At 56.0% G+C, this 12,382-nt stretch carries 14 protein-coding genes; 7 read left to right on the top strand and 7 right to left on the bottom strand.

Features of this window, described 5'->3' with window-relative positions:
- Nucleotides 1-36 precede the first annotated feature (36 nt).
- The gene (locus CSK29544_RS07725) at nucleotides 37-1,416 is read left to right on the top strand and encodes a carbohydrate porin (RefSeq protein WP_007897766.1); all 1,380 of its coding nucleotides are present in this window, start codon (nucleotides 37-39) and stop codon (nucleotides 1,414-1,416) included.
- 72 nt (nucleotides 1,417-1,488) lie between these two features.
- On the opposite strand, the gene CSK29544_RS07720 is transcribed toward CSK29544_RS07725, so the two are convergent.
- From CSK29544_RS07720 to CSK29544_RS07710, 3 genes are all read right to left on the bottom strand, one after another.
- A complete protein-coding gene (locus CSK29544_RS07720; protein WP_007897767.1) occupies nucleotides 1,489-2,619 on the bottom strand; it encodes a mechanosensitive ion channel family protein in 1,131 nt (376 codons plus the stop codon).
- Nucleotides 2,620-2,782: 163 nt separating this feature from the next.
- Entirely contained in the window at nucleotides 2,783-3,280 is a 498-nt protein-coding gene (locus CSK29544_RS07715) for a TIGR00645 family protein (RefSeq protein WP_004384868.1), read from the bottom strand.
- Between the two features lie 75 nt (nucleotides 3,281-3,355).
- Nucleotides 3,356-3,856 (bottom strand): ESA_00282 family adhesion-associated protein, encoded by a 501-nt coding sequence (locus CSK29544_RS07710; protein WP_007774537.1) that lies wholly within the window; start codon nucleotides 3,854-3,856, stop codon nucleotides 3,356-3,358.
- 105 nt (nucleotides 3,857-3,961) lie between these two features.
- On the opposite strand from CSK29544_RS07710, the gene CSK29544_RS07705 reads away from it, so the two are divergent.
- Entirely contained in the window at nucleotides 3,962-4,363 is a 402-nt protein-coding gene (locus CSK29544_RS07705) for a hypothetical protein (protein ID WP_004384867.1), read from the top strand.
- Nucleotides 4,364-4,368: 5 nt separating this feature from the next.
- The gene (locus CSK29544_RS07700) at nucleotides 4,369-4,788 is read left to right on the top strand and encodes a hypothetical protein (RefSeq protein WP_029038983.1); all 420 of its coding nucleotides are present in this window, start codon (nucleotides 4,369-4,371) and stop codon (nucleotides 4,786-4,788) included.
- Here the strand turns inward: CSK29544_RS07700 and fucR are convergent.
- Nucleotides 4,774-5,514 (bottom strand): L-fucose operon activator, encoded by a 741-nt coding sequence (fucR, locus tag CSK29544_RS07695; protein ID WP_007897774.1) that lies wholly within the window; start codon nucleotides 5,512-5,514, stop codon nucleotides 4,774-4,776. The two genes, CSK29544_RS07700 and fucR, sit on opposite strands and share 15 nt — an antisense overlap.
- 169 nt (nucleotides 5,515-5,683) lie before the next feature.
- On the opposite strand from fucR, the gene CSK29544_RS07690 reads away from it, so the two are divergent.
- Nucleotides 5,684-6,580 (top strand): SDR family oxidoreductase, encoded by an 897-nt coding sequence (locus CSK29544_RS07690; protein WP_007897776.1) that lies wholly within the window; start codon nucleotides 5,684-5,686, stop codon nucleotides 6,578-6,580.
- A gap of 70 nt (nucleotides 6,581-6,650) precedes the next feature.
- Here CSK29544_RS07690 and exbD read toward each other — a convergent pair whose 3' ends face one another.
- Together exbD and exbB are read right to left on the bottom strand one after the other, a co-directional pair.
- Nucleotides 6,651-7,076, bottom strand: a complete 426-nt coding sequence (gene exbD, locus CSK29544_RS07685; RefSeq protein ID WP_004386053.1) for a TonB system transport protein ExbD — start codon at nucleotides 7,074-7,076, stop codon at nucleotides 6,651-6,653.
- A gap of 4 nt (nucleotides 7,077-7,080) precedes the next feature.
- Nucleotides 7,081-7,815 (bottom strand): tol-pal system-associated acyl-CoA thioesterase, encoded by a 735-nt coding sequence (gene exbB / locus CSK29544_RS07680; RefSeq protein ID WP_007871016.1) that lies wholly within the window; start codon nucleotides 7,813-7,815, stop codon nucleotides 7,081-7,083.
- A gap of 249 nt (nucleotides 7,816-8,064) precedes the next feature.
- Here exbB and metC point away from each other — a divergent pair, with 249 nt between their 5' ends.
- Together metC and yghB are read left to right on the top strand one after the other, a co-directional pair.
- The gene (gene metC / locus CSK29544_RS07675; protein WP_007897788.1) at nucleotides 8,065-9,252 is read left to right on the top strand and encodes a cystathionine beta-lyase; all 1,188 of its coding nucleotides are present in this window, start codon (nucleotides 8,065-8,067) and stop codon (nucleotides 9,250-9,252) included.
- Between the two features lie 117 nt (nucleotides 9,253-9,369).
- Nucleotides 9,370-10,023: a DedA family general envelope maintenance protein YghB gene (gene yghB / locus CSK29544_RS07670; protein ID WP_004386049.1), complete on the top strand. Its 654-nt coding sequence runs from the start codon at nucleotides 9,370-9,372 to the stop codon at nucleotides 10,021-10,023.
- Nucleotides 10,024-10,051: 28 nt separating this feature from the next.
- On the opposite strand, the gene CSK29544_RS07665 is transcribed toward yghB, so the two are convergent.
- On the bottom strand, nucleotides 10,052-10,945 hold the full coding sequence (locus CSK29544_RS07665) for an AraC family transcriptional regulator (RefSeq protein WP_007897793.1): 894 nt from the start codon (nucleotides 10,943-10,945) through the stop codon (nucleotides 10,052-10,054).
- 190 nt (nucleotides 10,946-11,135) lie between these two features.
- Here CSK29544_RS07665 and yqhD point away from each other — a divergent pair, with 190 nt between their 5' ends.
- On the top strand, nucleotides 11,136-12,299 hold the full coding sequence (gene yqhD, locus CSK29544_RS07660; RefSeq protein ID WP_007897796.1) for an alcohol dehydrogenase: 1,164 nt from the start codon (nucleotides 11,136-11,138) through the stop codon (nucleotides 12,297-12,299).
- Nucleotides 12,300-12,382: the final 83 nt, after the last annotated feature.

The following is a 12,382-nucleotide window of genomic DNA, read 5'->3' as shown; positions in this document are numbered from 1 at the left end:
TGTTGTCTTAATAATAGTGACGATAAAGAGATAATTATGACTACGTTAAAAAAACTTCCATTAACCCTGGCGGTTATCGCCGCCCTTTGCCCGGTATCCGTGCTCGCTCAGGAATATACCCAGGAACAGATTGACGCCATGGTGGCCAAAGCGGTGGATAAAGCGCTGGCCGAGCGTCAGGCGAAAATCGACGCCGCCATGAACAAAAAAGCGGATGTTGTCACCGAGCCGCAAAGCCCTGCTCAGACGCCGGATCTGGCGATTCCGTTCGGCGTGAAGTTTACCGGCTACGCCCGTTATGGCGCGCATTACCAGAGCGGCGATCAGAAATTTGTCGCGGTTGACGGTTCTTATAACGGCGCCTCCGCGATTGGCCGTCTCGGCAACGAAGGCAACGGCGGCGAATTCCAGCTCTCGAAGGCCTTTAAAGGCGGCAACGGCGCAATCTGGGATGTCAACGTGATGTTTGACCACTGGGGCGACGAAGTGAACCTGAAAAAAGCCTACGCGGGCGTGACTAATCTGCTGGAATCGAACCCGAACGCCTATTTCTGGGCCGGGCGTGATTTCCACCAGCGTCCGCAACAGGGTATCAACGACTACTTCTGGATGAACCACGACGGCCAGGGCGCCGGGGTGAAGAACTTCGATCTGGGCGGTGTTCAGTTTGATGTGGCGGTGGTGGCCGCCGTGGAATCCTGTAGCCCGGAAGTGATGGAAGACGAAGCGAACCCGTCGCGCATCACCTGTACCGGCGGCTCCGGCACCGGCGATAAAGGCAACTACGCGGCGACATCGAAAATTCACGGCATGAAAGTCGGCCCGCTCGATCTGGAGCTGTACGCCAACTACGGCTTTGACTCAAAAGCCGTCGATCGCGATGAGCGCCTGAAAGCCTGGCAGGGCGGCGTGGTGCTGAGCCACACCAACGACAGCGGCGTGAACAAGCTCATCGCCCGCTACTCCGATAATTCAGACAACAGCGTGTATAACAAAACCGACGATCTGACCACGGTATACGCGAGCTTCGAAGGGCTGCACAGATTCACGCAGCAGGCGCAGGTGGAGTATCTGCTGGCGTTCCACGATTACGACAATGACCGTGACGATCGCGATAACCGCCGCAACTATAACGCCATCGTGCGTCCGATGTATTTCTGGAACGACGTCCACTCGACCTGGCTTGAAGCGGGCTGGCAGCGCGTTGATTACCAGGAAGGCGGCGATAACAGCGGCTGGAAAGTGACGCTCTCGCAGAACATGTCTATCGCGATGGGCCCGGAATTCCGCCCGATGCTGCGCTTCTACGTGACTGGCGGCGAAGTGGATAACAAACGCACCGCGCGCGTCAACAATACCGACGACACCACGCTCGATTCGCTGAACATCGGCGCGATGTGGGAAGCCTGGTGGTAATCAGGCAGGGATAACGTGCGCAAAAAAAACCGCCGCCGGCGCACCGGGGCGGGTTTTTCTGTTTATCGCGCGTTACGCCGGGCTTGCTGCGGGTGGGGTTCGGCCCTCTTCAGCCGCCTCCTGCGGCTTTTCTTCTTCCGGCACATCAGGCTGGATAATCACACGGCTTGGCAGCGCAAGGCGCACGCCCAGCTCCTGAAGCCCTTCCATAATGCGCAGGTTGATCTCCTGCTGCAGGTCCATGTACTGGTTGTAATCCGCCGTATTAATGATGTGCACCACTTCGTAGGTCAGGCGATCCTGATCAAAAGTGGCGAAGTGCGCGCGGTCGAAACGGGTATCACCGCTCTGCTCGATAATGGATTTCACCATCGGGCCAATCTGGCGCAGCTTCTCCGGCGGCGTGGAGAGCGAGACGCCAAAGGTGAATACGATACGGCGCGTCTGCATGCGTTTGTAGTTATGAATGGTTTGCTGAAGCAGAATGGCGTTCGCGCAGACAATCTGCTCGCCGCTTAAGCTGCGGATACGCGTGGTTTTCAGGCCGATATGTTCGATGGTACCGGAGACATCGTTAAAGACGATGAAATCGCCAATTTCAAAGGGTTTGTCAAAGCCAATCGAGAGCGAGGCGAACACATCGCTCAGCACCGTCTGCACCGCCAGCGCGATGGCGATACCGCCGACGCCGAGGCTCGCCACCAGCGCGGTGATATTGACCCCGGCGTTAGCGAGAATCGACAGCAGCATCACCGCCCAGATCAGCGCGCGGATTATCAGCCCCAGAATAACCATCGTCACCGGATTACGGTGCGTGCCAGGGCGCATTAGCGAATGGTGCAGCCACGACTGCACCGCCTGATCGAACCAGAGCGCGATTTGCAACGCCAGCACCAGGAACCAGGCGTGGGAAATTGTACTGTGTATCCGGTCAGGCAGGCTGACAAACTGCAAACTGAAAAGAAAGGCGGCGAAGAGGATCAAAATGCGTCGCGTCTTTCTTAATACGTCGAGAAAGACCTTATACGCTGAGCCGTTATTATGTTCCTCCGCCCAGCGCGCGATGCGCTTGTGCAGTATCGCGAGAATTTTACTGACGACCCAGTAAGTGACGAGGGTTATCGCCAGCACCAGCAAGACATTTCCCCAGAACGTTAATGATGTCATCAGGCGCAAAAAATTGGTGTGCAGAATGTAATCCATTCTTCCTCCCTGGTCGGTAGCCCTAAAGTGAAACCTGAGTATAGACCATCGCTAATAGGGCTCTTTTCATAGGGTTAGGCTGTCTTCAAGCATAAAAAAAACCCCTTCATCAGAAGGGGCTTAATGCAAAAATTAACAGAGCGGGGCTTTACGCCGTAACGGCTTAATACCCTTTGGAGCGGGAGATTTTATCCAGATACCCCATCACAAACGCCGACAGCACAAATGTCAGGTGGATAATGACATACCACATCAGTTTATTATCCGGCACGTTCTTCGCATCCATAAAGACACGCAGCAGGTGAATGGAGGAGATGGCGACAATCGACGCCGCCACTTTATTTTTCAACGAGCTGGCGTCCATTTTCCCCAGCCAGCTCAGTTTTTCCTTACCTTCATGAATATCAAGCTGGGAGACGAAGTTTTCATAGCCGGAAAACATCACCATGACCAGCAATCCGCCCACCAGCGTCATGTCTACCAGCGACAGTAACAGCAGGATCAGATCCGCCTCAGCAATCGTCAGAATGTTCGGCAGAACGTGAATAATTTCCTGGAAGAATTTGACGGTCAGCGCCAGCAGCGCCAGAGAAAGCCCGAAATAAACCGGGGCCAGCAGCCAGCGTGAGGCGTACATTGCGTTTTCGATAAAGCGTTCCATAGCGTCCTGAAAAATAGCCAGAATGGCTTTCAGTATAACGCACAGAGGTGACGGTCTGACAACAGACGGAAGGGATCAGACCTGGGTGATATCGACCTGCGGGCGCTGGAACTCGGGCCAGACGATCGCCACCAGTTGCGGATAGGCTTCCTGGCTGAATTCATGGAAGCAGTGGCGCAGGTTGAGCACTTCGATATCAGAGAAAGTGACTAACTCACCGTTCAGACAGCGTTTTTTTAAATTATCGTAATATTTATAAACGGCTGAATTAAGATTACTGCAACGGCGCTGCGCCTCAAATAAACCCGGCGTGGCGTTCAGTTCTTCAAATGTCATTTTTTTAATGGTGGCGTTCGTAAAATCGATATATTCATGATTAACGCGCCAGTACCACAATGGCGTAATTGCGTTAAGGAGCGCGGAGAAATGGTCCTCGCCCTCTTCTTTGTTACGCGGCGGGATGGGATCTGCGCCAGAAGCGTTGTCTGGTTTATTGGCACCATTTTCTTTCATAAAAAAAAGCACGCCGCTTAAAAGCAGCAGCAAGGTAATGACAGAATAAAAAATACTGTTCATGCGCAGGCTCCGTTTTTTTTGATTTTAATTTTCCGGCATGTTATTGTCAACGAAAACCATCCGGCGTATTTCTTTATCCTTCTGATATAAAAGGAAATAACATCAATGTTGCCCGACAATCTTGTGCCGGCGCGTTATCGTATTCCCACACCCGACAACCACCCCTCCGGCGAACAAAATAGCGAAAATTTAACTCAGGGAAAGCCAAAGCTCGAAGAATATGAAACGGACATATTGAGCGGCAAATCTCTGGCGGGCCAGAGCGGCAACGTACTGCTGGAAGAACGCGACCGTCATATTAAAGCACGCCTGCTCAGTGTGGTTAAAATTGAGGCTTACACTAAAGTCCTGAATAAACTGGTCGAAGATAATGCTATTAGCGCTGAAGAATTGGCTGAACTGATCGCCACGAAAACCGCGCAGATAAATGAAGCGGGTAATAAAATTTGGCTTAATCTCATTACCCAGGAAAAAGACGCCCCCGTTTTTTATAAGTTCGAGGATTAACTGGCGTGACGGAAATAACCTCCAGCCACCAATATTTCACTTTAGATAAGCAAGAAGAACAGAAATTTATCTTAAGTCAGAATTTGCAGGCGCTGATTAATGAAAAAAATGAAGCCATTGCCGGTTATACCCGGGCCGTGCTGACGATCCCGGCTGCCCTGGTTCAACTGAAATGGCAAAATCGCCGCGAAATCTATCCATTTCTGGTGAAAGAAGAGGTTTATGGCGCTGTACTTGAAGAGATCATGAAGCATTATCCGCAGCTGCGCGCGCAAATCCTGACGGCGATTGAAGAAAATTATCAGCAGATTAAAGCGCAGGAAGCCGAAACGCTGATGTTAAGCCGCAGGCTCGCCGAGGGTAACTGCCAGACTTCTTCCGTCACGCCGCTTCCCGAACCGCCCGTCGCCTCACCCGACAAGTAGCGCGCCCGCGTTCTGTCCGCCGTTTTCCTCCTGCGTTATTACCTCCGTCACCTGATCCAGCGTTCCGATTTGCACATCCCCGGTACGATTACGCTTGCTTCGGTCTATCAACAGCAGCGATTGCGCCGCCCGGCGCAGCAGCAGCGTTTTGTACTCCGCGTTCCACGAGCGCGCGTCCCAGATGGTGCCCGCTTCATCAATCCCCTGGCATGAGAAAAGAAACAGATCGATATCAATATGCTTCAATAACGCAGGCAGCGACGGGTTTTCATAACAGGCGGCCTGACGATGCAGGATGCCGCCGGTGCTGATAAGCGTTATCTGCTCGCGTCTGGCGACCTCCTGCCCTACCCGCACGCTGTTGGTGAAAATGGTGAGCGGGATATCCGGCAACTGCCGCGCCAGATACCAGCAGGTGGTGCTGGCATCGAGCGCCACCACCATTCCGGCGTCGAGCCAGTTTAGCGCATTACGCGCGATATCCATCTTATGCGCATGGTGGCTTTTCATGCGCGCCTGGAACGGATCGTCATGGCTTTGCACATCACGCCGCAGTGCCCGCGCCCGCCCGTGGCTGCGCAGAATTTTCCCGGCGCGCTGCAGCTCGCTCAGATCGCGCCGGATGGTCTCCTGACTTACAGCAAGGCGGTGCGCCAGCGCCTGGGTGCTCAGCGCCTCATGCGCCCACAAGAGCCTGATAATCTTCTGCTGACGCTCATTTTTCATCCTGCTGCTCCGTCGGTGAATGGCCTGGATTGCACGCTGTTCATTATTGCAGCAGGCACACGGAAAGGAGAACCGGGCCGCGCCGGAAATACAGAAAATCCTGATAATTTCCGCCAACGCAGCATGAGGCACTACCCTTAGAGGACGCTTTGATAACGAGGAGGAACTTATGGCGAACGACCAGAACAAGATCCAGGACCCGACGACCCAGTACTTCACCGGGGAATATCCAAAGCAGAAACAGCCTGCGCCGGGCATTCAGGCCAAAATGGAGCCGGTGCCGGACTGCGGTGAGAAAAGCTACAAGGGAAGTGGTCGCCTTCAGGATCGTAAGGCACTGGTGACAGGGGGCGATTCCGGTATTGGTCGCGCTGCCGCCATTGCTTACGCGCGAGAAGGCGCGGACGTGGTGCTGAACTACCTCCCGGAGGAGCAGCAGGACGCCGAAGAAGTGAAGGCGCTGATTGAAGAGGCGGGCCGCAAAGCGGTGCTGATCCCAGGCGATCTGACCGACGAGAAATTCGCCCGCGATCTGGTGCATCGCGCCATTAAAGAGCTGGGCGGGCTGGATATTCTGGCGCTGGTGGCCGGTAAGCAGACCGCCGTTGAGGATATCGCGAATCTCACCAGCGAGCAGTTCCAGAAGACCTATGCGACTAACGTGTTCGCGCTGTTCTGGATAACCCAGGAGGCGCTGCCGCACCTGAAACCGGGTGCCAGCATTATCACCACGTCATCCATTCAGGCGTATCAGCCAAGCCCGCACCTGCTGGATTACGCGTCCACGAAGGCCGCTATCCTCAACTACAGCCGCGGGCTTGCCAAACAGGTGGCGGAAAAAGGCATTCGCGTGAATATCGTGGCCCCAGGCCCTATCTGGACGCCGCTGCAAATCTGCGGTGGTCAGCCGCAGGAGAAAATCCCGCAGTTCGGCCAGCAGACGCCGCTTAAGCGCGCAGGCCAGCCGGCGGAACTGGCGCCGATTTATGTCTATCTGGCAAGCCAGGAATCGAGCTATGTCACCGCCGAGGTTCACGGTGTCACCGGCGGCGAGCACCTGAGTTAATCTCTTTCAGATGGGATAATAAAAAAGCGCGGCTTATGCCGCGCTTTTTCTTTGGCTGAAGGCGTAAGCGTTACTTCGCTTTCGTCACTTCCTGTCCGACCAGGCCGATTTTCAGATAGCCCGCCTGATGCAGCGTGTCCATCACGTTCATCATGGTTTCGTAGTCGACGGTTTTATCCGCGCGGAAGAAAATCGTGGTGTCTTTCTTGCCGCCGGTCTGGGCGTCGAGCGCGCTAATCATCGAATCACGCGTCACCGGATCGTTGCCGATAAACATCGTTTTATCCGCCTTCACCGACAGATAGACCGGTTTTTCCGGGCGCGGCTGCGGCTCGCTGGACGCGGCCGGCAGGTTCACCTTCACATCGACCGTCGCAAGCGGTGCCGCCACCATAAAGATAATCAGCAGCACCAGCATTACGTCGATAAACGGCGTGACGTTAATTTCGTGCATTTCGCCGTTATCATCGAGATTTTCGTTAAAACGCATCGCCATAGGATTAACCTACACGCAGTTTCTGAGCGGTACGCACCGGCTGCGCCTGGGCGCTGGCTTCAAGATCCAGATCGCGGCTTTGCAGCAGCAGTACCTGGGCTGCCACATCGCCAAGCGTGGCTTTATAGCTGCCGATAGTGCGCGCGAAGATGTTATAGATAACCACCGCCGGAATAGCGGCGACAAGACCAATGGCCGTCGCGAGCAGCGCTTCAGCGATACCCGGTGCCACCACCGCGAGGTTGGTGGTTTGCGACTGCGCGATGCCGATAAAGCTGTTCATGATGCCCCACACGGTGCCGAACAGACCCACAAACGGCGAAATCGCGCCGATGGTCGCGAGATAACCGTTGCCGCGCCCCATGTGACGCCCTGCCGCCGCCACGCGACGCTCAAGACGAAAACCGGTGCGCTCTTTAATGCCTTCGTTATCTTCGCTGCCCGCCGAGAGTTCACGCTCATTCTGTGCTTCTTCAATAAGGCGCGCGCTCAGGCTTTTCGGGCCGAAACGTTCGGCCATTTCACGCGCGTCGTCCAGCGTGCGGGCACCAGCCAGCTCCTGCTGTTCGCGCTTAAGGCGGCGTTTGTGGCCAGACAGCTCAACGCTTTTACTGAAGAAAATCGCCCAGGTCACGACGGACGCCAGAATGAGGCCAATCATGACGATTTTCACCACGATGTCGGCATGCTGATACATGCCCCAGACGGAAAGATCCGTCTGCATCAAATTATTTCCCACTGTGCATCTCCAGGACGAAAGTCACAAAACTGCTCACAATGATATCAAAATGACATCGAATTGATAGTAGTTCTCATTAGTATTTGCATGGTGCGCCAGCGCGAAATTTTTTTCTTTGCGCTCAGACAGGAAAGGCGTTCAGATGACGTTTTTTCATCTTTGACGCCAGAATAAAAACAGCGCGAGGCGATGGCGATTTTCCGTGGTAACGTAGATTTAGACATCCAGACGTTCAGACAAGGGAAAGCCATGACCGACAAACACATTGAGACGGCGCTGGTGCAGGCCGGGCGCGCAAAACGTTACACGCAAGGCTCGGTAAACAGCGTGATTCAGCGTGCCTCATCGCTGGTGTTTGACAGCGTGGCCGCGAAAAAACAGGCCACCGCCGGGCGCGCGCAGGGCGAACTGTTTTACGGGCGACGCGGCACGCTGACGCATTTTTCGCTTCAGGAGGCGATGTGCGAGCTGGAAGGCGGCGCGGGTTGCGCGCTGTTTCCGTGCGGCGCGGCGGCGGTCGCCAACACGATTCTGGCGTTTGTCGAACAGGGCGATCATGTGCTGGTGACCAACAGCGCGTATGAGCCGACCCAGGATTTCTGCGCTAAAATTCTCACGAAATTCGGCGTCACCACCACCTGGTTCGACCCGCTGGCGGGCGATGGCATCGCAAAGCACCTTCAGCCGAACACCAAAGTGGTGTTTCTGGAATCGCCCGGCTCCATCACGATGGAAGTTCACGACGTGCCCGCGATTGTCGCGGCGGTACGCCGCGTCGCGCCGGATGCCATCATCATGATGGACAACACCTGGTCGGCGGGCATTCTTTTTAAGGCGCTCGATTTCGGCGTCGATATCTCGATTCAGGCAGGCACCAAATATCTGGTCGGGCATTCGGACGCGATGATAGGCACGGCGGTTGCCAACGCCCGCTGCTGGGATACGCTTCGCGAAAACGCTTATCTGATGGGCCAGATGGCGGATGCCGATTCCGCGTATGTCACCAGCCGCGGCCTGCGTACGCTGGCGGTGCGCCTGCGCCAGCATCATGAAAGCGGCCTGCGCGTGGCGCAGTGGCTGGCGGCGCACCCACAGGTGGCGCGCGTCAATCACCCGGCGCTGCCGGGCAGCAAAGGCCATGAATTCTGGAAGCGCGATTTCAGCGGGGCCAGCGGCCTCTTCTCTTTTATTCTCGACAAACGCCTTAGCGACGCAGAGCTCGCGCATTATCTCGATAATTTCGCGCATTTCAGCATGGCCTATTCGTGGGGCGGCTATGAATCGCTTATCCTCGCCAACCAGCCGGAAGAGCTTGCAGCGATCCGTCCGGCGGGCGGCGTGGACTTCACCGGCACGCTGGTGCGCCTGCATATCGGGCTCGAAAACGTTGAAGATTTAATCGCCGATCTCGACGCGGCCTTCCGTCGTATCGCCTGAAGTGAAAAAAAACCGCGTTATCCCAGGAAAAGAGAGGGTTTGTTGAACCTGTAGTGCAGATGTAACGGCCCATTTAGAGGTACAATAAGGCAATTCCGCTGTTCCACAGGATCTCCCATGGCTGTTATCCAGGATATTATCGCTGCGCTCTGGCATCACGATTTTGCCGCGCTGGCGGACCCGCACATTGTCGGCGTGGTCTGGTGTGTGATGTTTGCCACGCTGTTTTTAGAAAATGGTCTGCTGCCGGCGTCGTTTCTGCCGGGCGATAGCCTGCTGCTGCTGGCGGGTGCGATGATAGCGCAGGGCGTCATGGATTTTGTGCCGACGCTTGTGATCCTCACGAGTGCTGCCAGCCTCGGCTGCTGGCTGAGCTACGTCCAGGGAAGATGGCTCGGCAATACGCGTATTGTGCGCGGCTGGCTCGCGCAGCTACCGGCGAAATACCATCACCGCGCCACCTGCATGTTCGATCGCCACGGCCTGCTGGCGCTGCTGACCGGCCGTTTCCTGGCGTTTGTGCGCACACTGTTGCCGACGATGGCAGGCATCTCCGGGCTCTCTAACCGTCGCTTCCAGATCTTCAACTGGCTGAGCGCCGTGATTTGGGTCGGCGTGGTGACCGGCTTTGGCTATGCGCTCAGCATGATCCCGTTTGTGAAACGCCATGAAGATCAGGTGATGACGTTCCTGATGATCCTGCCCATCGCGCTGCTGGTTATCGGCCTGCTTGGCGCGTTGCTGGTCGTATTAAAGAAAAAAACGCAGTAAGTCTTTCCGGGCGGAGCGCAGGCTCCGCTCACGACAGCGCGCGCAGGCGCGCGGCATCCTCTCCCGGCGTCACCCCGAAATAGCGTTTAAATTCACGGCTGAACTGCGACGCGCTCTCATACCCCACCTGCATCGCCGCTGCGCTGGCCTTCATCCCGTTATGCGCCATCAGCAGCCGTGCTTTCTGCAACCGCCAGGTTTTCAGGTATTGCAGCGGCGAGGTGCTGGTCACCGCTTTGAAATTATGGTGAAACGCCGAGACGCTCATGTTGGCTTCCGCCGCCAGTTGCTCGACCGTCAGGCTTTCGGCGTAGCGGGTTTCGATGCGCCTTATCGCGCGGCTTATCAGACTGAAATGCGTCTGGCGGCTTACCAGCGCCATCAGCGCCCCGCCGCCCGGACCTTTCAGCACGTGATAGAGAATTTCACGCACGATCTGTTTGCCAAGAATGCGCGCATCCAGCGGCTGCTCTAACACCTCCAGCAACCGCTCGACGGCGCAGAGAATGTCATCGGTCAGTACGCCGGAATTAATCCCGCACGAGCACGGCGCGGGCCGGAAATGGTCATCCTCGCCAATCTCCATCACCAGCGCCTGAAGCTGGAGCACATCAATATTAATGCGAATGCCCGCGAGCGGTTCTTCCGCAGTGGCGAAGGTTTCGCACTCAAACGGCAGCGGCACCGTCAGCAGCAGATATTCACGCGGATCGTAACGGAAAACCTTATCGTTGAGATAACCCGTTTTATGGCCGGAAAAGAGAAATATGATGCCAGGCTGATAAATTACCGGCGTGCGCGCGCCGGGCGTCGTGCCGTAGAGCAGGCGTATCTCCGGCGGCAAAAAAGTCAGCGTTTTTTCTTTCTCTTTTAAGCGCTTAATTTCTTCTGTGATATTCCTACATATTGCATCGCGATTCATTAACAGCGACTCCAGACAGCCCTTTTAACCGGCGTTCAGTGTGCGCAAAAAATCCGATTTCCTCCAGAAGTAAAGAGAAATGGGCAAGAGAAAGGCAGGAATGAGCATTGAGGCTGTGCGTCACCGCGCCGAGAATAGACGTCAATGGTTCATGCCTGATGCATGACGTTTATTTCAGAAGGAGTTTTCGATGAACAACTTTAACCTCCATAACCCGACCCATATCGCCTTTGGTAAAGGCGCCATCAGCGAACTGCGCGCGCTCATTCCGGCAGACAGCCGCGTGCTGGTGACTTACGGCGGCGGCAGCGTCAAAAAAACCGGCGTGCTCGATCAGGTCTACAGCGCCCTGAACGGCCTTGACGTGCTGGAGTTCGGCGGTATCGAACCCAACCCGTCTTACGAGACGCTGATGAACGCCGTTGAGCTGGTGCGTAAAGAAAAAGTGACATTTTTACTCGCCGTCGGCGGCGGTTCTGTTCTTGATGGCACGAAATTCATCGCGGCCGCCGCGCACTATCCGTCCTCGCGCGATCCGTGGCATATCCTGGAAACCGGCGGTAGCGAAATCACCAGCGCCATCCCGATGGGCTCTGTCCTGACGCTGCCAGCAACCGGCTCAGAATCCAACAAAGGCGCGGTGGTTTCGCGTCGCGCCACCGGTGACAAACAGGCGTTCCACTCCGCGCATGTTCAGCCGCGTTTCGCCATTCTCGACCCGGTTTACACTTACACCCTGCCGCCGCGCCAGGTGGCGAACGGCGTAGTGGACGCTTTTGTTCACACCGTCGAGCAATACGTCACGTATCCGGTGAACGCTAAAATTCAGGACCGCTTCGCGGAAGGCATTCTGCTGACGCTTATCGAAGAAGGCCCGAAAGCGCTGAAAGAGCCGGAAAATTACGACGTGCGCGCCAACCTGATGTGGGCCGCGACTCAGGCGCTGAACGGGCTTATCGGCGCGGGCGTGCCGCAGGACTGGGCAACACATATGCTCGGCCATGAACTGACCGCGATGCACGGCCTGGATCACGCCCAGACGCTGGCGGTCGTGCTGCCAGCGCTCTGGAACGAGAAGCGCAATGAGAAGCGCGCCAAACTGCTGCAATATGCTGAGCGCGTCTGGAATATCACCGAAGGCAGCGATGATGAGCGCATCGACGCCGCGATTGCCACCACCCGCCGCTTCTTCGAAACCATGGGCACGCCAACCCGCCTGAGCGATTACGGTCTGGATAGCAGCTCCATTCCGGCACTGCTGGCGAAGCTTGAAGAGCACGGCCTCACCGCGCTTGGCGAACATAAAGATATTACGCTTGACGTCAGCCGCCGCATTTACGAAGCCGCCCGCTAAGCTTTTTACCCGCGAGCTTTCGTTTTTGGCTATTTCGACCAGACTTAACTCACTGACTTGCGCCGGGGCAGCTTGCCCCGGTG

This window comes from Cronobacter sakazakii (assembly GCF_000982825.1).
Taxonomy (GTDB): Bacteria; Pseudomonadota; Gammaproteobacteria; order Enterobacterales; family Enterobacteriaceae; genus Cronobacter; species Cronobacter sakazakii.
The sequence above is the reverse complement of the archived record's forward strand: the minus strand, read 5'-3'. Positions and strand labels throughout refer to the sequence as shown.

Excerpts from the sequence above, each read along its gene's own strand:
- CSK29544_RS07725 (WP_007897766.1), top strand. The coding sequence starts at position 37 with ATGACTACGTTAAAAAAACTTCCATTAACCCTGGCGGTTATCGCCGCC.
- CSK29544_RS07720 (WP_007897767.1), bottom strand. The coding sequence starts at position 2,619 with ATGGATTACATTCTGCACACCAATTTTTTGCGCCTGATGACATCATTA.
- CSK29544_RS07715 (WP_004384868.1), bottom strand. The coding sequence starts at position 3,280 with ATGGAACGCTTTATCGAAAACGCAATGTACGCCTCACGCTGGCTGCTG.
- CSK29544_RS07710 (WP_007774537.1), bottom strand. The coding sequence starts at position 3,856 with ATGAACAGTATTTTTTATTCTGTCATTACCTTGCTGCTGCTTTTAAGC.
- CSK29544_RS07705 (WP_004384867.1), top strand. The coding sequence starts at position 3,962 with ATGTTGCCCGACAATCTTGTGCCGGCGCGTTATCGTATTCCCACACCC.
- fucR (WP_007897774.1), bottom strand. The coding sequence starts at position 5,514 with ATGAAAAATGAGCGTCAGCAGAAGATTATCAGGCTCTTGTGGGCGCAT.
- CSK29544_RS07690 (WP_007897776.1), top strand. The coding sequence starts at position 5,684 with ATGGCGAACGACCAGAACAAGATCCAGGACCCGACGACCCAGTACTTC.
- exbD (WP_004386053.1), bottom strand. The coding sequence starts at position 7,076 with ATGGCGATGCGTTTTAACGAAAATCTCGATGATAACGGCGAAATGCAC.
- metC (WP_007897788.1), top strand. The coding sequence starts at position 8,065 with ATGACCGACAAACACATTGAGACGGCGCTGGTGCAGGCCGGGCGCGCA.
- yghB (WP_004386049.1), top strand. The coding sequence starts at position 9,370 with ATGGCTGTTATCCAGGATATTATCGCTGCGCTCTGGCATCACGATTTT.
- CSK29544_RS07665 (WP_007897793.1), bottom strand. The coding sequence starts at position 10,945 with ATGAATCGCGATGCAATATGTAGGAATATCACAGAAGAAATTAAGCGC.
- yqhD (WP_007897796.1), top strand. The coding sequence starts at position 11,136 with ATGAACAACTTTAACCTCCATAACCCGACCCATATCGCCTTTGGTAAA.